This window comes from Gilliamella sp. App2-1, from assembly GCF_001690255.1.
Lineage (GTDB): Bacteria > Pseudomonadota > Gammaproteobacteria > Enterobacterales > Orbaceae > Gilliamella > Gilliamella apicola_G.
This window is the reverse complement of the sequence record NZ_LZGR01000008.1, coordinates 13,472-37,329: the sequence shown is the minus strand read 5'-3', so window position 1 is coordinate 37,329 and position 23,858 is coordinate 13,472. Positions and strand designations below refer to the sequence as shown.

The 23,858-nt window shown below is 35.6% G+C and carries 25 protein-coding genes; 10 read left to right on the top strand and 15 right to left on the bottom strand.

Annotated features, from left to right (window positions below; all coding sequences use genetic code 11):
* Positions 1–141: 141 nt before the first annotated feature.
* Positions 142–573 carry a hypothetical protein gene (locus A9G22_RS00730; RefSeq protein ID WP_065586346.1) on the top strand — a complete coding sequence of 144 codons (432 nt, stop codon included), beginning with the start codon at positions 142–144 and terminating at the stop codon, positions 571–573.
* A gap of 3 nt (positions 574–576) precedes the next feature.
* Complete coding sequence (locus A9G22_RS00725; protein ID WP_065586347.1) at positions 577–1,044, top strand: MarR family winged helix-turn-helix transcriptional regulator; 468 nt, start codon at positions 577–579, stop codon at positions 1,042–1,044.
* Positions 1,045–1,267: 223 nt separating this feature from the next.
* Here the strand turns inward: A9G22_RS00725 and pta are convergent, their stop codons facing one another.
* Together pta and A9G22_RS00715 are read right to left on the bottom strand one after the other, a co-directional pair.
* The gene (gene pta, locus A9G22_RS00720; RefSeq protein WP_075508138.1) at positions 1,268–3,418 is read right to left on the bottom strand and encodes a phosphate acetyltransferase; all 2,151 of its coding nucleotides are present in this window, start codon (positions 3,416–3,418) and stop codon (positions 1,268–1,270) included.
* A gap of 66 nt (positions 3,419–3,484) precedes the next feature.
* Positions 3,485–4,690: an acetate kinase gene (locus A9G22_RS00715; protein ID WP_065586349.1), complete on the bottom strand. Its 1,206-nt coding sequence runs from the start codon at positions 4,688–4,690 to the stop codon at positions 3,485–3,487.
* A 193-nt stretch (positions 4,691–4,883) separates the two neighbouring features.
* On the opposite strand from A9G22_RS00715, the gene yfbV reads away from it, so the two are divergent.
* From yfbV to cysK, 3 genes are all read left to right on the top strand, one after another.
* On the top strand, positions 4,884–5,336 hold the full coding sequence (gene yfbV, locus A9G22_RS00710) for a terminus macrodomain insulation protein YfbV (RefSeq protein ID WP_065586350.1): 453 nt from the start codon (positions 4,884–4,886) through the stop codon (positions 5,334–5,336).
* A gap of 14 nt (positions 5,337–5,350) precedes the next feature.
* Positions 5,351–5,881, top strand: coding sequence for a primosomal replication protein PriC (gene priC, locus A9G22_RS00705; RefSeq protein ID WP_065586351.1), 531 nt, complete (start codon positions 5,351–5,353; stop codon positions 5,879–5,881).
* Positions 5,882–6,153: 272 nt separating this feature from the next.
* Positions 6,154–7,119 (top strand): cysteine synthase A, encoded by a 966-nt coding sequence (cysK, locus tag A9G22_RS00700; RefSeq protein WP_065586352.1) that lies wholly within the window; start codon positions 6,154–6,156, stop codon positions 7,117–7,119.
* A 91-nt stretch (positions 7,120–7,210) separates the two neighbouring features.
* Here the strand turns inward: cysK and ruvB are convergent, their stop codons facing one another.
* On the bottom strand, positions 7,211–8,215 hold the full coding sequence (gene ruvB, locus A9G22_RS00695; RefSeq protein ID WP_065586353.1) for a Holliday junction branch migration DNA helicase RuvB: 1,005 nt from the start codon (positions 8,213–8,215) through the stop codon (positions 7,211–7,213).
* Positions 8,216–8,228: 13 nt separating this feature from the next.
* Positions 8,229–8,840 (bottom strand): Holliday junction branch migration protein RuvA, encoded by a 612-nt coding sequence (gene ruvA, locus A9G22_RS00690; RefSeq protein WP_065586354.1) that lies wholly within the window; start codon positions 8,838–8,840, stop codon positions 8,229–8,231.
* Positions 8,841–9,110: 270 nt separating this feature from the next.
* Between ruvA and A9G22_RS00685 the strand changes: the two genes are divergently transcribed.
* On the top strand, positions 9,111–9,932 hold the full coding sequence (locus A9G22_RS00685; protein WP_075508137.1) for a cold-shock protein: 822 nt from the start codon (positions 9,111–9,113) through the stop codon (positions 9,930–9,932).
* On the opposite strand, the gene A9G22_RS00680 is transcribed toward A9G22_RS00685, so the two are convergent.
* The 4 genes from A9G22_RS00680 to A9G22_RS00665 all read right to left on the bottom strand — a co-directional run bounded on the left by A9G22_RS00680 (position 9,903) and on the right by A9G22_RS00665 (position 15,022).
* A complete protein-coding gene (locus A9G22_RS00680; protein WP_065586356.1) occupies positions 9,903–10,238 on the bottom strand; it encodes a YbaB/EbfC family nucleoid-associated protein in 336 nt (111 codons plus the stop codon). The genes A9G22_RS00685 and A9G22_RS00680 overlap by 30 nt on opposite strands.
* A 32-nt stretch (positions 10,239–10,270) precedes the next feature.
* Positions 10,271–12,418 carry a DNA polymerase III subunit gamma/tau gene (dnaX, locus tag A9G22_RS00675; RefSeq protein WP_075508140.1) on the bottom strand — a complete coding sequence of 716 codons (2,148 nt, stop codon included), beginning with the start codon at positions 12,416–12,418 and terminating at the stop codon, positions 10,271–10,273.
* 650 nt (positions 12,419–13,068) lie between these two features.
* The gene (locus tag A9G22_RS00670) at positions 13,069–13,524 is read right to left on the bottom strand and encodes a DNA polymerase III subunit chi (RefSeq protein WP_075508136.1); all 456 of its coding nucleotides are present in this window, start codon (positions 13,522–13,524) and stop codon (positions 13,069–13,071) included.
* Between the two features lie 16 nt (positions 13,525–13,540).
* On the bottom strand, positions 13,541–15,022 hold the full coding sequence (locus A9G22_RS00665) for a leucyl aminopeptidase (protein WP_075508135.1): 1,482 nt from the start codon (positions 15,020–15,022) through the stop codon (positions 13,541–13,543).
* Between the two features lie 137 nt (positions 15,023–15,159).
* On the opposite strand from A9G22_RS00665, the gene lptF reads away from it, so the two are divergent.
* Together lptF and lptG are read left to right on the top strand one after the other, a co-directional pair.
* Entirely contained in the window at positions 15,160–16,263 is a 1,104-nt protein-coding gene (lptF, locus tag A9G22_RS00660; RefSeq protein ID WP_065586359.1) for an LPS export ABC transporter permease LptF, read from the top strand.
* Between the two features lie 10 nt (positions 16,264–16,273).
* On the top strand, positions 16,274–17,338 hold the full coding sequence (gene lptG, locus A9G22_RS00655) for an LPS export ABC transporter permease LptG (RefSeq protein WP_065586360.1): 1,065 nt from the start codon (positions 16,274–16,276) through the stop codon (positions 17,336–17,338).
* Positions 17,339–17,418: 80 nt separating this feature from the next.
* On the opposite strand, the gene msrB is transcribed toward lptG, so the two are convergent.
* From msrB to msrA, 3 genes are all read right to left on the bottom strand, one after another.
* Positions 17,419–17,850 (bottom strand): peptide-methionine (R)-S-oxide reductase MsrB, encoded by a 432-nt coding sequence (gene msrB, locus A9G22_RS00650; RefSeq protein ID WP_065586377.1) that lies wholly within the window; start codon positions 17,848–17,850, stop codon positions 17,419–17,421.
* A 64-nt stretch (positions 17,851–17,914) separates the two neighbouring features.
* On the bottom strand, positions 17,915–18,442 hold the full coding sequence (locus tag A9G22_RS00645) for a cytochrome b (protein WP_075508134.1): 528 nt from the start codon (positions 18,440–18,442) through the stop codon (positions 17,915–17,917).
* A 7-nt stretch (positions 18,443–18,449) separates the two neighbouring features.
* Positions 18,450–18,989, bottom strand: a complete 540-nt coding sequence (gene msrA, locus A9G22_RS00640) for a peptide-methionine (S)-S-oxide reductase MsrA (protein ID WP_075508139.1) — start codon at positions 18,987–18,989, stop codon at positions 18,450–18,452.
* A 150-nt stretch (positions 18,990–19,139) separates the two neighbouring features.
* Between msrA and A9G22_RS00635 the strand changes: the two genes are divergently transcribed.
* On the top strand, positions 19,140–19,412 hold the full coding sequence (locus A9G22_RS00635) for a DksA/TraR family C4-type zinc finger protein (protein ID WP_065586362.1): 273 nt from the start codon (positions 19,140–19,142) through the stop codon (positions 19,410–19,412).
* Positions 19,413–19,482: 70 nt separating this feature from the next.
* Here the strand turns inward: A9G22_RS00635 and A9G22_RS00630 are convergent, their stop codons facing one another.
* From A9G22_RS00630 to A9G22_RS11720, 3 genes are all read right to left on the bottom strand, one after another.
* On the bottom strand, positions 19,483–20,133 hold the full coding sequence (locus A9G22_RS00630; protein WP_065586363.1) for a DUF421 domain-containing protein: 651 nt from the start codon (positions 20,131–20,133) through the stop codon (positions 19,483–19,485).
* 539 nt (positions 20,134–20,672) lie between these two features.
* Positions 20,673–20,840, bottom strand: coding sequence for an HPP family protein (locus A9G22_RS11725; RefSeq protein WP_442899729.1), 168 nt, complete (start codon positions 20,838–20,840; stop codon positions 20,673–20,675).
* A gap of 13 nt (positions 20,841–20,853) precedes the next feature.
* Positions 20,854–21,072: an HPP family protein gene (locus A9G22_RS11720; RefSeq protein ID WP_218058694.1), complete on the bottom strand. Its 219-nt coding sequence runs from the start codon at positions 21,070–21,072 to the stop codon at positions 20,854–20,856.
* A gap of 114 nt (positions 21,073–21,186) precedes the next feature.
* Here A9G22_RS11720 and A9G22_RS00620 point away from each other — a divergent pair, with 114 nt between their 5' ends.
* A complete protein-coding gene (locus tag A9G22_RS00620) occupies positions 21,187–21,375 on the top strand; it encodes a hypothetical protein (RefSeq protein ID WP_141669925.1) in 189 nt (62 codons plus the stop codon).
* A gap of 313 nt (positions 21,376–21,688) precedes the next feature.
* Here the strand turns inward: A9G22_RS00620 and hcp are convergent, their stop codons facing one another.
* Positions 21,689–23,389, bottom strand: a complete 1,701-nt coding sequence (hcp, locus tag A9G22_RS00615; protein ID WP_075508132.1) for a hydroxylamine reductase — start codon at positions 23,387–23,389, stop codon at positions 21,689–21,691.
* Positions 23,390–23,858 lie beyond the last annotated feature (469 nt).

The window sequence follows — 23,858 nt, the reverse complement described above, 5'->3', positions numbered from 1 at the left end:
TTGAAATCATCTTATTACAGAATTCAATATCATGGTCATCAAACCAACCTTGTGATAAGTCAACAAATCAAAAAAATTGAATTCTCTTTACTTAATTAATAAGTAAACTTATAATAAGTTAACTTACCAAAAGGAGGCTCTATGAATACCATTTCAATTTCTTTCATATTACCAACCAAAGCTAAACCAACTCAAATTTGGCAATACTATACTGATCTTAATTTAAGAAAATTATGGGAAACTGATCTTGAAGACTTTCGTATATTTGGTAACTTAAAAACAGGGGCTAAAGGTATTTTCAAATTACAAAATATACCGAAAATGGAAGTGACTTTATCAAAGATTATTGATGAGCAAGAATTTACAGAACAATTTGATATGCCTGAAATAGGTTTACTGTTTTTCTCACATCAAATTATTGAAATATCGCATAATCAATATGCATTAAAATCAGAAATTTCTCTAAAACCGGATCCAAAAATGGATACTAAAGCATCCTATGATTTTATAAAACAGATTTCAGATGATATTATTGATAAAACTTACAAATTAAATGGCTTAGTTGAAGGGTAAATTATGACAAAGGACAATAAGTTTTTGACTCAATTCCAAACTGATTCTGAATCTATTGGTTTTATTTTTATGAAAACTTATTCGTCCTGGCATACGAATATCAAAAATTGCTTGAAAAAACAGTCTATCACTCATCCTCAATTTATAGTGCTTGCAACGCTTGCTTATCTATCACAGCAACCAGACGAAATAACACAAGTTATTTTATCAAATAAAACAAATATCGATGTGATGACAATGTCCCAAATATTAGAGAATTTAGAAAAAAAGGATTATATAAAACGCTCTTGCTCAATTAAAGATAGTCGAGCAAAATCCATTCAATTAACACAAAAAGGATTGAATAAAGCAAATGAAACTGTACCTTTGGTTGAACAAATAGATAAAGATTTTTTTTCAACACTACAAGGTGATAAAGAACAATTTATGAAAATGTTATTAACACTATTAAAAACCAACATGGAGGGATAAAATCATTTATAAATTTTTATTATTTATTGTTTTTATCAACTTTGAATGCTTGGATTTGACTTAAAATAAGTTTTTGAAAACTTTGTCTCAAATTTCTAAAACAAAATACTTTAAAACTGAATCGTTATAACTCAAGCTGTTAAAGCTCATTACTTGACTAAATTTAATTAAAAAAGGTGATATTACATCACCTTTTATCTATAGTTAGAACGTTTTGCTAAACTTATTTTGCAGCGTTTTGTTCTTGCGCTGATTGAATTGCGGTTAATGCAATGGTATAGACAATATCATCAACTAATGCACCACGAGACAGATCATTCACAGGTTTACGCATACCTTGTAGCATAGGACCAATCGAAACAAGATCCGCAGAACGTTGTACAGCTTTATATGTCGTATTACCTGTATTAAGATCAGGGAAGATAAATACTGTTGCTTTACCTGCTACTTGTGAATTTGGTGCTTTCGATTTTGCTACATCTGGCATTACCGCAGCATCATATTGCAATGGACCATCGATCATAAGATCCGGACGTTTTTCTTGAGCAATGCGAGTTGCTTCTTTCACTTTTTCAACATCAGCACCTTGACCCGAGCTACCTGTTGAGTAAGAGATCATCGCAACGCGTGGTTCAATACCAAAAGCGATTGCTGTATCAGCTGATTGAATCGCAATTTCAGCTAGCTCTTGTGCATTTGGATCTGGATTAATTGCACAGTCACCATAAATATACACTTGATCTGGCATTAACATAAAGAATACTGATGAAACAAGTGAACTACCTGGGGCAGTTTTAATTAATTGTAATGGTGGACGGATAGTATTAGCGGTTGTATGCACAGCACCTGACACTAAACCATCAACTTCATTTGCTTCAAGCATCATTGTACCAAGTACTACGTTATCAGCTAATTGCTCACGAGCAATTACTTCTGTCATGCCTTTATTTTTACGTAATTCAACTAAACGAGGTACATACTTTTCACGAATTAATTCAGGATCAACAATTTCAACACCTTGCCCTAAAGTTACGCCTTGTGAAGCGGCAACTTTACGCACTTCGTCCGGATTCCCAATTAATACACATTTAGCGATATTACGCTCAGCACAAATTGCGGCTGCTTTAACCGTTCTTGGTTCATCACCTTCTGGTAATACCACTACTTTTTTCGCATTACGCGCAAGTTCAGTTAATTGATAACGGAATGCCGGAGGAGACAGACGACGTGCCGAATTCACCACTTCATTTAATGATTTAACCCATTTAGCATCGATATGGTCAGCCACATAATTTTGGGTGTTTTCCATACGTTCTTTATCATCAACCGGGATTTCTAAATTGAATTGTTGTAAGTTAATTGACGTTTGGAAAGTGTTAGTTTTAACTGTAAATACAGGTAAACCAGTATCAAAAGCAGGTTGGCATAGTTTTGCGATTTTTTCGTCGATTTCGTAACCACCAGTTAAAAGTACACCACCAATAGCCACACCATTCATAGCAGCTAAACTAATCGTCACTAATACATCAGCCCGATCAGCAGAAGTCACTAACAGTGCATTTGGTTGTAGATGACTGATAATGTTAGGCACACTACGTGAGCAAAAAGATATATGTTTAATGCGGCGATTTTTGATATCACCTTCATTAATAATTTTAGCGTCAAAATGTTTAGCAATATCAATAGAACGACAAGCACTTAAATCCATATTCCAAGGAATACACCCAAGTATTGGCAATGGGCTATGTGCATTTAAATCATCGATAGTGATTTTTTTATCATCAAATTTAGGTGTGTGATAAATTTCAGCGACATCAGGACGAGCAAGACTTTGTTCTTCAACTGGCGCATTGACTTTATTAACAATCACACCAACGATTTTTTCGTTTTTAATGCCACCAAAGTTAGATCGAGCAATTTCAATACGATCTCTAAGTTGCTCTGGCGTATCTTTGCCCATATTGACCACAAAAATAATTTCGGCACCAAGTGTTTTAGCAATATTATTATTGAGTTCATTAGCAAAAGGATAATCAGACGTAGGTACAATCCCTTCAACCAAAACAACATCAGCACCTTTCGTGTTTTCAGCATAAAGGGCTACGATTTCTTCCATTAACACATCTTGTTGATTTAAACCTAATAGGTTTTCAACATGGCTCATTTTAAGCGGTTTTAGTGTTGGGATTGAAGTGTTATGACTAACTAAAGTTGTCGTATTGTCTGGCGCATCGCCACCCGCTCTAGGTTGTGCTACTGGTTTGAACACGTTTAAGTTAATACCTTGACGCTCCATAGCTCGAATAACACCAAGACTCACCCCCGTTAAACCAACGTTGGTACCGGTAGGAATGAGCATAATAGTACGAGACATAATTTTTACCTCTTAATTCTTTTTATATAAAAAACAAACCGCCATTTAGGCGGTTTTAAATATTTATTACGCAGTTAGGCGCGCAGCATCTTGAGCAATGACAAGCTCTTCATTAGTTGGGATTACCATCGCAATAGCTGAACCCTCTTTAGTGATTGTGCCACCTTTACCAAAACGCGCAGCTAAGTTACGCTCTTGATCAAGTTCAAAACCAAGAATAGTTAATTTTTGTAATGCCATACGACGCACTTCTTCAGCGTTTTCACCGATACCACCAGTAAATATGATAGCATCTAAACGACCGTCTAAAAGCATTGCATAACCACCAATATATTTGACTAAACGATGAACAAACACATCTAAAGCGTTTTTAGCGTTTTCATCTGTTTCGTAATTATCGGTAACATAACGACAGTCGCTACTTACACCTGTCAAACCTAATAAACCTGATTTTTTGTTTAAAAGATTATTAATATCAGCAACTGACATTTTTAAATTGTCGTGTAAGAAGAACATAATCGCTGGGTCGATATCACCACTTCGTGTACCCATGACTAAACCTTCAAGTGGAGTTAAGCCCATTGAAGTTTCAACACATTTACCATTTTTAACGGCAGTGATTGATGCACCATTACCTAAGTGACAAGTGATCACATTAGTTTCTTCAACTGGTTTATTCAATAATCTTGCCGCTTCGCGACTAACATAATAATGACTAGTACCGTGGGCACCATAACGACGAACTCCATGTTTAGTATAAAGTTCGTTAGGAAGAGCATATAGATAGGCTTCTTTTGGCATTGTGGTATGGAATGCAGTATCAAATACAGCCACATTTTTAGTTTTTAAGTGTGGGAAGGCAGCAAAGGCTTCTCGAATACCGATTAAATGCGCAGGGTTATGTAATGGTGCAAATGCAGCGGCATCTTCGATTCCTTTTAATACTGAATCATCAATAATCACTGATTGTGTATATTTTTCGCCACCATGAACGATACGGTGACCAATCGATTTTATACTATCTAATAATTCTGGTTTTTGTGGGAAGATGCTATTAACAATAAAACGAATTGCTTCGCTGTGTGCTGCGCCAGCACCTAAAGAAGCTTCGTTCTTAACACCATCAAGTTTCCACTTAATACGAGCATCAGGAAGATGAAAACATTCAGCTAATCCAGATAAAAACTCATCACCATTTTCAGGGTTGATAATGGCAAATTTTAATGATGAACTTCCGCAATTAAGAACAAGAGCGTTATTACTTGATGACATAGTAATTCCTATAAATTGAATAAAAAGACATATACCAATCAAAATTGGTAACTTAACACATGATTAAAATCAATGTGACTACGCTAAGGTGACTTCTGATATCTTGTTTTTTGAGATAGAATAAAGAGAGCCCCCAATTTGAATGGGACTATTTTAAGATAATAAGAAGTGAATGTCGAGGAATCACAAAAATATGAATTTAATAAATACATTTAAAGCGGGACAAAGATATATAAAGCTTTGCCCGATAGACAAACAACTAGCGCATTCATTTCCTGAATTAAAAATCATTAATTACATAAAAACCGCAACTAAATACTTGCCCCCTATCATTATTGGCTTACTACTTTGGCAATATTACATGTCGGCACAAATTGCGGTAACAGTAATAACCATACTATTTACCTTAAGCATGCCGCTACAAGGAATATTTTGGTTAGGCAAACGCGCTCTATCCCCCCTTCCGCTTAACTTAATTGATTGTTATAACCAATTAAAAATAAAGTTAATTGCTAAAAAAATCATCGCCGAACATAGCACAAAAGACAATAAATTAACATTTGAAGCTTTTATGACCCTTATCAATTTAGCGAAATTGCACTTAGGTGATTATTTTGGACAAGATGATGATTCCTCACCTTATTAGAAAAGGTAACAACAATGGCAAATTTACTCACAACACTACAAAATCAAATTGACAAACTAGAACAACAAATCAATTTAACAAACGAGCAACAATTTCACGAGCCTTATTTTGACGAGCAGCTGTTTCAAACAACTAAAATAGTGACAGACAAAACGTTTTACCTTGAAAAAATCAAACAAACTTATCAAGCATTAGTCGCGAATATCGAATCAGAAAAAATTGAACAAATGACTTTTTTATCAGAAACATTAGTCAACCAAATGGCAGCCCTAACTCGCGAACTTGCGACCCATAACTTGCGCCAAAAAAAGTCTCAACCCATTATTGAAGAAACTTTGGCCCAAAAACACATGCGTCATTTAGATTACTTGCGCCGACTACAAGAGATGAAATACGAACTAGAACTATCACCTGAAATTATTAACCAAAGCAAAATAGCCACACTTGATAACCGAATTTACCGCTGTGAACAGGCGATTAAAAAAATTGAATTTGATATGGAATGTGATATTGATGGATTTCATAAAAATACTGAATTAGATTAATACAACATAAAAATCAATAAATTAATTTTAACAAATATTAAAATATCTAAACACAGATAAGCGAGATCACCTGTTTATTGAAATTTAATACAAAAATAGCATACAAATTATTATATATTTGTTAAAACATACCCCTTTTATCAATACTATTCTTATGTCCAAAACGAATATTGTTATAATTATTAATTAGTATCATCTTTTTAAGTTATCTTTATAATAATAACAAAATTACTAAGATTATCCGTTTTTAAATCATTTATAAGGATTCATCCATGAGTAGAATATTTGATGATAACTCGCAAACTATTGGTTATACGCCTCTTGTTCGTCTAAAACACTTTGGTAATGGTAATATTTTAGCCAAAATTGAGTCCCGTAATCCAAGTTTTAGCGTCAAATGTCGAATTGCCTCGAACATGATTTGGGACGCAGAAAAGCGCGGTTTATTAACCTCTGATGTTGAATTAATCGAACCAACAAGCGGTAATACAGGTATTGCGCTTGCTGCTGTTGCGGCTGCTCGTGGCTATAAATTAACTTTAACCATGCCTGAAAGCATGAGCATTGAACGTCGAAAACTGCTAAAAGCCTTAGGTGCAAATTTAATTTTAACTGAAGCAGCCAAAGGGATGAAAGGCGCAATCGAAAAAGCCGAAGAAATGGTGGCAAGTGATCCTAAAAAGAACCTCATGCTACAACAATTTAGTAATCCTGCTAACCCAGAAATCCACGAAAAAACAACGGGCCCCGAAATATGGCAAGATACTGATGGTCAAATCGATATTTTTATTGCTGGTGTCGGAACGGGTGGTACATTCACTGGCGTAACGCGTTATATCAAAAAAAACCAAGGCAAAAATATTACTGCGGTTGCCGTTGAACCCACCAATTCACCCGTCATTAGCCAAGCACTAGCAGGCGAAACTATTAAGCCAGGACCGCATAAAATTCAGGGCATTGGAGCTGGTTTTATTCCTGCAAATCTTGATTTAACTTTAATTGATATAGTCGAAAAAGTATCAAACGAAGACGCTATCGAAACAGCTCGCGAATTGATGGAAAAAGAAGGCATATTAGCTGGAATATCATCGGGTGCTGCCGTTTTTGCTGCGGATCGCTTAGCAAAATTACCTGAATATGCCAGCAAAACCATTGTGGTGATTTTGCCATCTTCTGGCGAGCGTTATTTAAGTACCGATTTATTTAGTGGGATTTTTACTGAAAAAGAACTCGGTTAAGTCAAAATTAGTAATATAAAATTAGTAATAAAAAACGTGATTCATCCAATAATCACGTTTTTATTCACATTAAATCGCTCTCAACCTTAACCTAATTATCCTGAATAATGCCAAAATGGCGATACGCATGTGGTGTTGCGATTCTGCCACGAGGTGTTCGTTGAATATAACCTTGTTGAATTAAAAACGGTTCGAGAACATCTTCTATCGTTTCGCGCTCTTCACCAATTGCAGCAGCAATATTATCTAATCCGACTGGACCGCCCATGAATTTTTCGATAATAGCCAGCAACAATTTACGATCCATATAATCAAAGCCCTCATTATCAACATCGAGCATATCCAGCGCTTGAGTTGCGATTTTTTTGTCGATAATCCCTTTCGATTTTACATCGGCATAATCGCGTACACGGCGCAAAAGACGATTTGCAATTCGCGGTGTACCACGAGAACGTTTAGCAATCAAATGTGCGCCTTCATCTGACAAATCCATACCTAAAAATTTAGCGCTGCGGCTAACAATATATTCTAAATCCTCAACTCGATAAAACTCAAGGCGCTGCACAATACCAAACCGATCCCGTAGCGGTGAAGTTAACGAACCGGCGCGAGTTGTTGCGCCAATCAATGTAAAAGGCGGAAGATCGATTTTAATTGAACGCGCTGCTGGTCCTTCGCCAATCATAATATCTAATTGGTAGTCTTCCATCGCAGGGTATAGGATTTCTTCAACTACTGGGGACAGTCGGTGGATTTCGTCAATAAACAGTACATCGTTAGGTTCTAAATTGGTCAGCATGGCGGCTAAATCGCCAGCTTTTTCTAACACAGGGCCTGAAGTTGTGCGTAAATTAACATTCATTTCGTTCGCCACAATATTGGCTAACGTTGTTTTTCCAAGACCTGGAGGACCAAATATAAGCACATGATCAAGCGCATCACTACGCTGTTTAGCAGCTTGAATAAAGATTTTCATCTGTTCGCGAACTTGTGGTTGACCTATGTATTCGTCCAAATATTTAGGACGAATGGCACGATCTAATGATTCTTCTTCCTTTTGCACTTGTGGAGCAATCAAACGATCCGCTTCAATCATAATAAATCCCTATTTACAATGCTGATTTTAAAGCTTCACGAATCAGCGTTTCGCAATTCATGTCAGGATTAATCACCTTATTAATGATACGGCTAGCTTCTTGTGGCTTATACCCTAATGCAACTAAAGCCGAAACCGCCTCACCTTCAATTTGGTTAGCCGATTTTTGAACGATATTTGTATCAATAACCGAGCTAGAACCTAATGATTGTTCTCCAAAACAACGCTTAATGCGATCTTTCATTTCAACAATTAATCGCTGTGCGGTTTTATTGCCCACTCCCGGAAGTTTAACTAGGCTTTTAATTTCACCTTCTTCAACAGCATTAATAAATTGCGATGCTGACATGCCCGAAAGAATGGCTAATGCCAATTTAGGCCCCACGCCATTAACTTTAATGAGCTCACGAAATAATTCACGCTCTTGTTCTTGATTAAAGCCATACAATACTTGCGCATCTTCACGCACGGCAAAATGGGTTAACACAATGACTTCTTGCCCGTTTTCGGGCAATTCATAAAAACAGGTCATCGGCATAAACACGTCATAACCGACGCCAGCGACTTCAATCAGTACTTTGGGAGGTTGCTTTTCAATAATGGTGCCACGTAAACGACCAATCACAATATATCCTTAATAATAAAGCGTAACTAATAAGCAATTAATAAGGTGTAGTTTACCTGATAGCAAAAAAATAATAAAGAAAAACTGTATAAATAGACAGTTAAACCAAATATTAATTATCATCAATATCATTTAACTAAATGATATATAGAGCCTATTTATATATAATACCGGTAAAAAATGGTCAATTTGTTTATAAACGTTGTAATTATTCAATAATTAAGAAATATGCTTTGAAGACATAATTTATTCCATTAAGGAGCGTTATATATGATTAGTCAAATAAAAAAACTTTGTAAAGATAAAAATAATGAAGATGCCTATTATGGATTTATAAGAGCTTTGGATGAAGGAAAGGATTATTATTTTGCTAAAAAGGATTTTGATAATTTACCTATAGATGAAATAGAAATAGGCCTACGAGTGGCATTTACTGCTAATGAAAAAGATTCAGGTCAACGATTTGCAACAAGTATTAAAATTATCAAAGATCAAGTAACAGAAAACAATGAACAGCGTTTGTCTGATAATAAATCTTTGGCAAATAAAATTGATGCCAAAGGCTATCAAACACGTTTAATAAATTCAGTCCAACAGATCAAATACATTGATGATCCACTAGCGTTTGAAGATGCCGTCTTCGATTTATTAAAAGTGACTGGTTTAAACAAAATATTTCAATTTGATCGTGATAATCAAGCGGGTAAGGCCGATGGTTTTTTTATTATCGAAAATTTAGCTGTAATGTATGACTGTACGCTACAAAAAAACTTTGAATCGTTTAAAGAAGAACAAATAGAAAACTACATCAATAAACTGAACCAAAAAGCACAATTAACCTTCAACATTAAAAAAAATGACGGCGGAATCACCCCGAAAACGATACCATTAACGGGCAAAAATAAACAAGTTTGGATCATTACCAAAGGAGAAAGTAAAGAGATAAGCGATTTTGATAATGTAAAAGTCAAAGAAATTTCGATATATGATTTGTGTGAAATTTACAAAAAGCGGAAAGCAAATATAATTTGCCTTTCCGCCTACTGTCAAAATAAGCTACACTTAAAACGGCATTTTAAAACCTGGTGGTAATTGTATACCACCGGTAACTTGTGCCATTCTTTCTTTTTGAGCTTCATCTAAACGGCGAGCCGCATCATTATAAGCCGCTGCAATAAGATCTTCTAACATCTCTTTATCATCAGTCATAAGAGATGGATCAATTTCGACACGCTTACAGCTGTGTGTACCATTAATAGTGACTTTAACTAAACCAGCACCCGATTCGCCAGTCACTTCTAATTTTGCGATCTCTTCTTGTGCTTCTTGCATTTTTGCTTGCATTTGTTGGGCTTGTTTCATTAAATTGCCCAAACCACCTTTTCCACCTGAAAACATAATAATTCCTCATTAAAAAAAAACAGCTATAATTATACAGGACGAACACTTGCTTCATCAATCTTGGCGTCAAAATATCGACAAATTATTGCCACTTTTGGATCTTCAGCAATGTTTTTTTTGGCTTGCGCCAATTTTTGTTGATACAACTCTTCGCGCATTTCAATTGGCGTTTTATAGTTTTGATTATCATCAACAATAATCTTTACATCAAGCTCTTTCTTACGATGTTCACAAAGAGCTCTTTGCACTTTAGTCACATTATTTATTGAATTAATCAAATGTTTAACTGCCGAACGCATATGCAGCACTATAGTGTTATTATCCACTTTTTCAAACGCAGAATTAACTACGATTTGCTTAATCAACGGCGACAAATCCAATTGTTCAATTTCGGCACACCAAGCATCTTTTTGTGCCATTTCGGTAATTAGTTTTTGGATCATTTCAGGCGTTTTACTGCCATTAAGTGACTCACGAAAGGCCTTAGTATCAATTACTAGCTCTTCCTTCATAGCAATTAAGCCACTGGCTTGCCATTGATAAGTTTCAGCGGTAATTTCTTCTACATTATTATCGCAACTACTATTATGACTATCAGTATTATCATCACTTACTGGCGTGGTGTTATGTTTAATTCGCGCCAATGATTCACGCATGGTTGAATTTTTAGGTTGATGCACATCAACCGATTCAGACTTTTTTGGATTTTGTTCCCCGTTCATCAACTGCATACGCATTTCTAAAATACTTTTGGTCATCGACGAAACTTCATCGGGAATCACTAGATCAGCCGTTGCCGGTTTAGCTGCAGTTGTTTGCTTTGCTTTTGAAGGTGCAATGGTGGCCAAATCGCTTGTTTCTTGGCGCTGACTTTGCTCCTTTGGTGATAATAAAGACGAACTTGCCATTGGTTGTGAAGCAATCTGCTCAGTGTGATTAAGTGGCTGGCTCACATGCGGTGCACTTATGGTGTGTGTAGTTTGGGATTGTTGAATTTGAGTTTGTTTTTTAACTTGATTTACAACCTGATTATTAATTTCTGCTTGCTTATTCGTTCTCGTCTGCACCGTTGGTTGTGGTTTCGCATCAACCGCCTTTGGCATAAAAGCCAAGGCACGCAAAAAGCTCATTTCAACGCCAATTTTTTTATCGGGTGAAAAAACAAGTTCTTTACGACCCATTAACAAAATTTGATAAAACAACTGCACATCGTTGGGCGCCATATATTGCGCTAAAAAACGAATACGTACTTCGTTATCGGTATAATCGCCCAATGCACTTGGCACTACTTGCAATAACGCAATTTGATGCAACAAGGTGATAGTTTCAGCTAACAAATTATCCCAATCAATACCTTGCACGGCGGCCGCTTCAATTTGTTGCATTAAGGCATTACCATCACCATTATGCAAAGCTTCAATAATAGTAAACGGAATTGACTTATCCAGCGTGCCAAGCATGACCGCCACCGATTCGGTATCAACCTTACCGTTGCCAAGGGCAATGGCTTGATCAGTTAAACTAAGCGCATCACGCATACTGCCATTAGCAGCTTTAGCTAATAACGCAATGGCTTTGGGATCGTTATTGATTTGCTCTAATTGTAAAATATGCTCAAGTTGCTGACCAATTAACGCTGTATCAAGTACATTTAAATGCAAATGCAAACAGCGTGACAATATCGTTATAGGTAATTTTTGTGGATCTGTAGTCGCCAATAAAAACTTAACATGCTCAGGTGGCTCTTCTAAGGTTTTAAGGAGTGCATTAAAGCTACTTCGCGACAACATATGCACTTCGTCAATCAAATAAACCTTAAAACGCCCTTTGGTTGGTAAATATTGGATGTTATCAAGGATTTCGCGCGTATCTTCGACCTTGGTACGCGATGCAGCGTCGATCTCAAGCAGATCGACAAATCTGCCTTGCTCAATATCACGACAATTATCACAAACCCCACACGGCGTTGCGGTAATGCCAGTTTCACAATTCAGCCCTTTTGCTAACAAGCGCGCAATCGACGTTTTACCTACACCTCGAGTGCCCGAAAACAGATAAGCATGATGAACTCGCCCAAGCGAAAGTGCATTAGACAGAATTTTAAGAACATGTTGCTGCCCCACAACCTCAGAAAATGATTTTGGTCGCCATTTGCGTGCCAGAACTTGATAACTCATAATCACCATAACTCATTGCCTTTGAATTTGACGCTAATCATACCATAAACTGGCAAAATAATCTTTATACAGACAATAATTGATGCAATACTAAGCAATACAAATTAACCTGCTACAAGTTAAAATTTGATGTTGGCAAACAAAACACTATTATTCTCAACTACAAAAAATGAAGTTATCCTTGTTGCTATTCCATTATGGTAGTCATTAACTATGCAAACCTATTCATTAATATTTTTCCTTACCATTTTCTCGCACTTTCTCGGTAACATAACTAGCAATAGTAATACAGATAATAATCTCTAACCAAAACTGGTCAAAACTAGGTTAATTCACGTTTTGTAATCATTCATTTTAAGAATTTGATTGGGATGACAACACATTATTTAAACCCAAAAATTAAGAAATATTTGTTAAACTCGATGGTAAAAATAGGATTTTTGTTTTCAATAACCTTTTTTATGGCTTTTTAGATTTCTGTTTTTATCACTTTTCATTTAACAATAAAGATGGTTGACAGGTTTGTATTTTTTCGATAATGCGTAAATTTAACCGCTAAAAAATTCAGATAATGATTTGATTTTATTTGTTTTTTCTTTATGTTTTTTAGAGGAGGAAACTGCAAAAAATAAACAAGCTCTCCACCTAATTTATTCGCAAGTGATTGGAATCGTTTTAAGATTAAATCCGGCCTCTTTATATAACTTATATCTTGCCCTTGCAAGTGACTTTAGTCGTTCATCAACTGGCACAAAATCAATAATATCATAATAAACACCAGCAAATTCCGGAAATTGTTCTTGTAAATTAATCAACAACTGGCGAGTGCTACTACTGCGTTTTTCTGGCCAGCAGATTTCAACGGGAGATCCCCCTTTCATGCCTTCGCCAGCTAAATTGTGTGGTACAAAACTGGCGGTATCGAGTTGCCAAAGGTATTCATCTATTCGCTCGGCTTGAGCCTGATCTTGACAAGCAACTAGCACGCGCTGTTTGGCGTGCCAGGCTTTAACTATCTTTTGGCATGCTAGCTTTTCATAAAATAGCATGCCCGATTCGTTGGCTTCTGTTTGGTTTTCAAGTAAATAGAAGATCACTTTTTTCATAAATTCTTAGCTCGTTTTATTGATCTTGTAGATATTGAATCAACATCGCAACTGGGCGACCTGTTGCGCCTTTTTGCCCGCCCGACTTCCATGCAGTGCCGGCAATATCTAAATGTGCCCATTGATATTTTTCGGTAAAGCGTGATAAGAAGCAAGCAGCGGTAATGGTGCCACCATCACGTCCACCTGCGTTGACAATATCAGCACAAGTTGATTTGATTTGTTCTTGGAACTCACTATCAATTGGCAGAGCCCATGCTTTGTCGCCCGATTTGTTGGAAGATGCTATCAATTGAGCAATTAGCTTGTCGTTGTTACCCATTACCCCGGTGTAGTGATGACCCAACGCAACGATACAAGCGCCTGTTAAGGTGGCAATGTCAATAACAGTTTTTGGATTGTAACGTTCAACATAAGTTAACGCATCACACAATACTAAGCGCCCTTCGGCATCGGTGTTAATGACTTCAACCGTGGTGCCTGACATGGTGGTGAGTATGTCACCAGGGCGATAACTGTTGCCGTCGGGCATATTTTCACAACCCGCCATGATGCCAACCACGTTAATAGGTAATTTGAGTTCAGCTACAGCTTGCATAACGCCATAAACGGTCGCCGCGCCACACATGTCGTATTTCATTTCGTCCATGCCAGCAGATGGTTTGATGGATATTCCCCCTGAATCAAACGTTAGCCCTTTGCCGACTAAGACATAGGGTTGGTCTTTTTTATCTTTAGCGCCTTGGTATTCCATCACTGTCATGATTGATTCATTTTGCGATCCACGTCCGACGGCTAAATAGGCATTCATGTTTAATTTTGCCAGTTCGTTTTCGCCAAGGCAGGTAACTTTTAATGATGAGTGTAATTTACCAAGCTGTTTGCCTTGTTCGGCTAAGTATTTTGCATTACAAACATTTGATGGCATATTGGCAATCGTTTTTGTTGTCGCAATGGCATTGGCAATAATTTGACCCTGCAACAAGTTATCAGTTAATGATGATAATGCTTTTTTGTCCTGGGTCAATAATGTAATGTTCGTTAGGCTAGGTACTGGGGTTTTCGTAGTTTTAAATTCATCAAATCGATAAGTTATGTCACTCACAATTTGTGGCAGTTGTTTGGCAACTTCAAGGCTATTTACTTTATTGAACGCAAATAAATCCCAGGTAATATTTTTAATTTTTTTAGCAAGTAACTCTTTTATGACCGCTTGAATAACTTTTGTAGCTTGAATTAAGTCAAAATCTTTGTTTTTGCCACATCCAACAAATAAGATCTTTTGTTTTAAGCTATTACTGTTTGGATATAACAAGGTGGTTTGACCCAGTTCACCACTTATGTCGCCTGATTTGATAAGTTCACTAACTAAGCCATTGGTTGATTTATCGATATCTTTAACAAAATCAGACTGGCTTTTTCCTGAATCAATTGAAATAACTAAACACTCTGTTTTTTGTTTGGTTATAATAGCGCTGTTTTTTATTTGAAATTTCATAATGCTTCTCATTTGTGAATGGGTAGAGATTGTTAATATTCTATCGGTTCATTGTTAGATAGCAACAAAAAGATAACTAAAACCAAACAAATCAGATTATAATAATCTGATTTTGTGCCAACATGTATAGGTAAAATGTGATAATTCGTCGATATTTAGTTAAAGAGACATTGAAAACCCAAGGGGCAATATTGTTTATTTTATTGCTGATTTTCTTTTCTCAAAAATTAATTAGAATTTTGTCGAGTGCGATTGACGGTTCAATCCCCCGTGAATTAATTATGCCGTTGTTAGTTTTGGGCGTGTCGAATATGGCTGATCTTATTTTGCCGTTGAGCCTTTTTCTTGGTGTATTAGTTACCTTTGGGCGCCTTTATTCTGACAGCGAAATGGTGGCAATGCATGCTTGCGGAGTTAAAAAGAATTTGACTTATCAAGTGGTGCTTTTTCTTTGTATTTTAACCTGCATATTAACGGCACTCAATTCGCTTTGGTTTGGTCCTTGGTCTAACGTTAAGCAAGATCAGTTGCTTGCCAATGCTAAGATAAACCCTAGTTTAGCGGGGTTGTTAGCTGGGCAATTTCAACAAACACCTGATGGTAATTCGGTGATTTATATTGGTAATGTGAATAATAATAATTTAGAAAATGTGTTTATTGCTCAAATTAAACCAAAAGCAAATCAACGACCTTCTATTATTATTGCCAATAAAGGTAAGACTGGGCATGATAATGAAGGTAATCAAATCATCACTCTTGAAAATGCCAATCGTTATGAAGGCACTGCGCAATTAAAAGATTTTCGGATTTCAAACTTTCATAATTATTTAGGCATCATTAAACCCAAAGAGTTAAATACCAACGAGGGCTCAGACAAAGTGGATGTTCAGCAGCTGGGGTTATTAGCACTGACCAACATTAATACGCCTAAAGCTAATGCAGAATTTTATTGGCGTGTAACGTTGATTGTTTCGGTGCCATTGATGGCATTTTTAGTTATTCCACTGAGTGTATCTAACCCACGCCAAGGACGCCTTGCACAAGTTTTACCGGCTTTACTACTTTATTTGGTTTACTTTTTGTCGGCCAGTTCCATCAAAGCTAATGCGGGTAAAGGTCGATTAGATCCCGAATTATGGTTCTATATGCTGAATTTAGGATATTTTGTATTGGCGTTAATTTTGAATTGTTGGGATAACCTATTTATGCGTAAACTTCGCTTAAAATATACGGCTTCTTAAGGAGAAAAGCGTGTTTTCGATTTTAGATCGTTATATCGGTAAAACTATTTTAAGCACCATTGGTGTTAGCCTTTTTTTACTTATTAGTTTGTCGGGTATTATCCGTTTTATTGATCAGCTACGAAAAATTAAAGTTGATTATGATGCGTTTTCGGTGGGTATTTATACCCTGTTAATGGTGCCAAAAGATTTAGAAGTGTTCTTTCCTATGGCAGCACTGTTAGGAGCTTTAATTGGTTTGGGCTTGCTGGCATCACGCAGTGAGTTAATTGTAATGGAAACCTCGGGCTTTAGCCGTTTTAAAATTGCGTTTGCGGTGATGAAAACCGCTTTACCACTAGTGTTAATTACCATGGCGATTGGTGAATGGGTTGCGCCGGTTAGTGAACAAACTGCACGCAATATGCGTTCTGAAAAACTTTATGGTAATTCGTTAATGGCCGAACAAGGTAGTCTTTGGGCAAAAGATGGTAAAGATTATGTATTTATTGGACATGTGAATAACGATAATTCAATTTCTAATGTTTATATTTATTCGGTCGATGACAATAAGCTACTATCTATTACCCACGCCGCCTATGGTGTTTATGAAAACGATAGTTGGACTTTGTCGCAAGTCGAAAAAAATGAGCTAACGGTGCCCAATAAAGTAGTGGGTGTCAATATGGTCTCCATCCCTTGGAAAACGAATATTACTCCTGATAAATTAAGTATTGTAGCGTTTGATCCTGACTCGTTGTCGGCTTCGGGACTTTATCAGTATTCACAATATCTCAAAAATTCAGGACAAGATACCAAATATTATGATTTGCTGTTTTGGAAAAAGATTATCAAACCAGTATCCGTTGCGGTGATGATGTTGCTAGCGTTGTCGTTCATCTTTGGTCCGCTACGCAGCGTGTCAATGGGAATTCGGGTGCTGATTGGCATTAGCTTTGGTTTCTTGTTTTATATTGCCGATAATTTGTTTGCTCAAGTGAGTATTGTAATAGGTATTTATCCTATTATTGGATCGCTAATAACCAGTTTTGTATTTTTGTTGATTAGTTATATTCTATTTAAACGAAAGAATTAGACTCGTTAAGGTTTTATTAATCCTATCATCTTAGATGATAGGATTTCTTATTTTGTTACGTTTATTCTGTTCGTGTTTATTTATTCTTTGTCAAATAGCTTTAAATACTGCCCATAGCCTTCATCTTCTAGTTCATCTTTAGGTATAAATCGTAAAGAGGCCGAGTTGATGCAATAGCGCAAGCCTCCTAGGGCTTTTGGACCATCATTAAAAACATGCCCAAGATGAGAATCAGCATTCATGGAGCGTACTTCAGTACGTCGCATACCAAAACTGGTGTCTTTTTTTTCAACGATATTGCCCTTTTCTATCGGTTTAGCAAAACTGGGCCAGCCACATCCTGAATCAAATTTATCTAATGAAGTAAATAACGGTTCACCAGATACAATGTCAACATATAGTCCTTCTTGATGATTGGCGTTAAATTCATTTTCGAACGGCGGTTCTGTCCCATTTTTTTGAGTTACATAATATTGCATAGGTGTTAATATGGATAGAGCTTTTTCTTTCATCGTTTTATTCATAAGCCACCTTCTCGTTATGTTATTTAATGTTGTTTATTTTAATTAATGGTGATTAATTTCGATTTAACATCGATTGCAACACTTTATCTTTAATCCAAAAATAATGATACAAAGCACCAACTATATGTATGATAAGTAAAACTAAAAATAAATATGAACAAACTTGGTGAATTTTATGAAATAATAGATAAGTTTCATTTGGCATATCAATGGCAGGTATAGAGATGATACCAAAAATATTCAGTGATCTGCTGCTCATCAAGTAGCCTGAAAGCGGTACAATAATTAATAAAATGTAAATAAATCCTTGCGTTGCTTTTGATAAAATACGCTGTAGTTTTTGATTCCTTGGCAAAACATCAGGAACGCCTTGTCTTTTAATGACGAAAAACCGCCATATTGTTATTACAAAAATCAGCACACCAAAGGATTTGTGCAATACATAAATAGTAAATATACCACCCAAATATTGTGACAACGTCACTTTAAACATCATCAATAAAAACGTTAATACAACCAGTATTACGGTTAACCAATGGATCCATTTTTGTTTACTACTGTATTGTGGGTAGTTTTGCATTATTAATTCATCCTTTATTTGATTTTTGCCAATGTTGAGCCAAAAAATCAGATCGCCCTGATAATTGGTAATATTGGTTGTAGTGTTGAGGCTGTTTAGTGTAATAATTTTGGTGATAGTCTTCAGCTGGATAAAAAGCCACCGCTGGCTCTATCGCAACACCAATTGGCTTATCAAACTTTCCACTCTCTCGTAACGTTTGTTTAGACGCTAATGCTTGTTTATGTTGATATTCATTGTGATAAAAAATAGCTGGGCGGTAAGAATTTCCACGATCAGCAAATTGCCCCTGAGAATCGGTTGGATCGATTTGTTGCCAAAAGATTTCAAGCAATTTTTTATAGCTGATAAGTTTGGGATCAAACGTAATGAGGACGGCTTCGGTGTGTCCTGTTGTGCCTGAACAGACTTGCTGGTAAGTTGGGTTTGCAACATGACCACCGGTATACCCCGATACAACTTTGATCACCCCTTCATACTGATCAAAGGGTTTTACCATACACCAAAAACAACCGCCTGCAAATGTTGCTTGTTCATATTGCTGCATAATAATCTCCGATTTAATAATGACTTTATTTTTACCTAACATCAGCATTATCATTGAAATGAGTTACCATTAGATAACATCTTACTTGAAAATGTTCAAAAAAACACCATATTATTAATCAACTATTCCAGTTATAAAAAGGATTCCTTTATGGCAAGTGGATGGGCATCTGACGATGCCGTTAATCAACAAATCGAAGGCACAATTGCCGATGCTATCGAAAATGCAAGACGACAACTCAATCACAGTACCACTAGCGCTCATTTTTGTATTGAGTGTGGAGAACCTATTGCCGCAGCCAGAAGAGCGGCATTACCCGGCGTACAATATTGTGTATCTTGCCAACAAGAACTCGATAAGCAATTGGCTAAAGCGACAAGTTTATATAACCGCCGTGGTAGTAAAGATAGCCAACTGCGTTAATCAAAACATAAATCTAATTAATCAATCTAAAAAATGGGTGGATTACTCCACCCTAGAAAAGGGATAATGGTTATTTTTTACCTTCACGAATCGCATCATAAGGATAAATAAGTAACTTATTATCAAACCATTCAGCACAAAAAATATCTTCTATTTTTTCATAACCTTGTTTTGAAATTTCACGTTTAACCCAATCTTCATCTTTTTTGAGTTGATCAAGATTATCATGACTAATGCCGCCATTTTCAATGATAAGCACAGCGATATCTTTATCGCCTTTTTTGATTAGGGTTAAAGAACCATTGAGTTCATACCAAACTTCTTTTAATTCATCAAATGAAGCTATACCTTGTATATTCACTAAAGTTTCAAAATCTCTTACCGGTAAGTTGGCTTTTATAAAATTATCTGTTATTAAATGTCCATTTTTCACTAATTGGATTGGTTCGCCATCTATGGCATCGCGTAGGCGTGAGTTTTTAGATTTGATAAAACGAATTAAAACCAGTAAACCCGCCCAAATAGCGACTAACCCAGCGGATTGCCAAGGCGATACTGTTGGGCTAAGTAATGCGCCCCCAACCAGAGCACCAATTACCATGCTACCAACCTGATCAAGCTGGGACATTGGCGCAATTTGGCTTTTGCCTGACAACTTCACATAAACAAGTAAAATAATTAATGCTAACAAAAATTTTGGTGTCATTTCTAATAAATACATTTCCTTTCTCCAAGTTAAACATTATATGTTGAACTACAATCCCAAATGCAGAATTAAATAGAAACTTCTATATTGAAACAGGTAACAATTTATATAAAAATCGATGTAACTTTTGTTTGATAGATTGAAAATTAATCCATGTTTATTTTTTATGATAAAATCTAAACATGTTTACAATTATTAAGATAAGCTAGTAACTATATTATACTCGAAAATTTGAATAAATTATAAGATTATTATTTTGATTGCAATAACTAATTTCTATTATGTAATGCGATTTTGGCATGATGAAATATTAAGTGATTGTAATGGATAAAATACGATTAATTATTACTTAAAAACTTGCTCGCATTATGCAGGCCATTATTTGCAAATTTTCAAAGTCACAATAGCTAATGCATTGTCTTCCCTCCCTTAGAATACTTACTGTTAAATTAGCAGTACCTTTCATGATAACTTTTGTTTACGTCGAATTATGAATCTAGTTTGATAAAGTTAATTATTTATTTCAATTAAACTATAAGATTAGTCGCTTATTCTCATTTATGAACTTTACTATTAAAAAAACGCAAACCAATAGAGCAGCCACTTGTTTTTCCAGTAAAATTATTAATAATGTACGCAAAGATGACTAAAGCGTTAGAGTCCGATAACACCGGAAACAGTAAGAAGCTAAAATCATAATGAACTTGACTTGTCGTTAACAATATGACTAACGGATTAGCGCCTGCTGGCGGATGCCCACATCGAAATAACTACATTGCAAATGGCACCCCCCACAACCAAGGCGATAACTAATGCTGAGTCACCGAGCAACTTTAAAAATAATAAGCCGATAAGCGCTGATATTAAGTGCCCAAAGATGATATTCCTAGGCTGCGCCAAAGGAGGCTGAGAAACGGCAAATAAAATAACACACAAAGCTTCAAATGGAGCCATGATAAAATAGCTAGCAGAGTATGTTGTCAAATGTAAAAACTATTTGAGTGGCATGAAAAGTGGTCTTGCAAAGAGAATTTTTACCGTTGCTTATTTATGCGAGCAATGGAAGAAATGTATAAAGATTTGCCCTGCATATCGGATATTGTTATCGAACATAATGCATTCATTCGAAAGATTATTTTCTCAAAGCTTGAAGATTATCCTGATAAAGCCTCTTTAACCAATAAGCTAATGGTAATACTTGAAGGAATGCTTAATATTAGTGTGATATACAAAATGGAGCAACGCTTGCATAAGTAAATTCAACAAGAAACTCTTAACCTTGTACTTGATTTACTAAATAACAAGCCGGTCGTTAAGACAGATCAATTAAAAGTAAGTATTGTATTAAAAAGCCAAATAGTTTGAAATAAAAGCGAAGAAGCATAATGAAGTGTGTATGACACATCCAGCAGCACCAGCGCATTGCAGTTAAATATTAAAGTCACAAACAGCAGTTATCTGGCTTTTTTAGTATGTTATTTGTAGGTTCATTACAGTAAATTAAAGAATGACTGTAATAAACCTACACATGAAAAAATAAATGTTGTTATGTACCATTATTACTCCCCCACTACTTTGAGAATAATTGATTTTCTTGAGTTTCAGCTACACGAGATATTAATATTTGATCAAGATCTTTATTCGCCTCTGTGGTAATACGTAAATCAAAATTTTCTTGCAAAATACTCAGCAAATTTTCAGTTAAAAATTCTGGTATAGAAGGACCTACATAAATTCCTTTTATTCCAAGCGATAATAACGTAAGTAAAATAACAATGGCTTTTTGTTCAAACCAAGATAACACCAATGTTAACGGTAACTCATTCACTTCTAGATTAAAAGCTTCAGCTAACGCAAGTGCAAGTTGAATTGCGGAATATGCATCATTGCATTGTCCAATATCCAATAAACGAGGGATACCATTAATATCACCAAAATCATGCATATTAAAACGATACTTACCACATCCTAAAGTCAAAATAACACTATCTTTTGGCACTTGCTTTGCCATTTCTGCATAGTAATGACGTTCACTTTTACTACCATCACAGCCCCCTATTAAAAAGAAGTGTTTAATATTACCTGCTTTAACCTGTTCAACAACGGTTGGAGCAACATTTATTAACGTATTTCGAGCAAAACCAACAGTAATATAGTGTTCAATTTCTGTATAATCAAATCCGGGTAGCTCTAAAGCACAATTAATAACAGGGGTAAAATCATTCGTTTCAATATGAGTTACTCCCGGCCAACCAACCATGCTTCGAGTAAAAATACGAGTGCCATAACCGCGAGTAAAAGGATTAATTATACAATTTGAAGTCATCACAATTGCTCCAGGAAAGTTAGCAAATTCTCTTTGTTGATTTTGCCAAGCACTACCGTAATTACCAACTAAATGTGGATACTTCTTCAATTCGGGATAAGCGTGAGCAGGCAGCATTTCACCATGGGTATATACATTGATGCCTTTTCCTTGAGTTTGTTCTAAAATCAAACTTAAATCATGAAAATCATGTCCAGAAACTAAAATACATTTGCCTGCAATTGGCTTGGTATTAACCTTTGTGGGTACAGGATGACCAAACGAATTCGTTTCACCTGAATCAAGCATCGCCATAACTTTATAATTCAAATGCCCAATTTGCATTGACAATTCAAATAACTGATCAATGTCGGTCGGATTATCACCTAATACGTTCATAAAATGATGATATTCACCATATATTTCATCGTTAAATTGCCCTAATACAGCCGCATGTTCCATATATGCTGCAGCTCCTTTTAAACCATATAAAGCTAATAAGCGTAGTCCAATAATATCATCCCCTACTTGCCCTTGCTCTCGATTTAACATGACATAAGGTGCAAATTCTAAAAGTCCTTTCTTTGTGTTTGGATAGTTAAGTTTTGCGACAAAAGTTAAAGGAGGTATAACTTCATTAGCTTTATTCGCAGCTTTTTTAGCTTTTTGTTCCAATTGTTGACTCATTTTTTGTGCTCGATCAAGATAATCTAGCATTCTATCTGCATCAAAATTGACATTGGTTAAGGTGGAAAAAAAAGTTTGAAATGACCACCTATCTATTTCACTGTCTATAATTTGATATTTCCGGCAAACAGATGCCCAGAATGAAACTCTTTGTAAACTAGCAACTAAAACATCTTGCAGATCAGAAACCTCAGCTGTTTTACCACACATACCTTTTACATAACTACAACCTTTTTTATTTGATTTTGTTATTGTTTGCTCACATTGAATACAAAACATAATATCTCCCTGATTTTATCTCCTTATATAACCCTATATATAAAATACATGTTTAATAAAAAAATAAAATGAAAACATTAAATTTTGTTGATGTAACTATTCCCTAAAATAGCACAGCGTCTATTTTGAGATAGTAATACCTTTTTAACTTTGTTGCATTGCATTTCAATACGACTCATTTGTAAACAATAACCGCAGCTATTAGAGAAAATTAACGCATATTTAGATAAAAATACGTCAGGAAGGTTATTGATTTTATTTGATTTTTAATTATATTAAAATCAATTAGTTATATAGGATTGCTATTTTATTATGTTAGCTTAACCGCCTATGCGGCGGTAAACAAGAAGCGGGTATACTATAAAACTTGTTTGGCAAAAGACAAATATGATTTTTATTTTCAAAAGCCTTTTTTATCAGTAATATTTAATTCTTTGTTTTTATTTATTTGATAAAAAAAGAGTTAGAT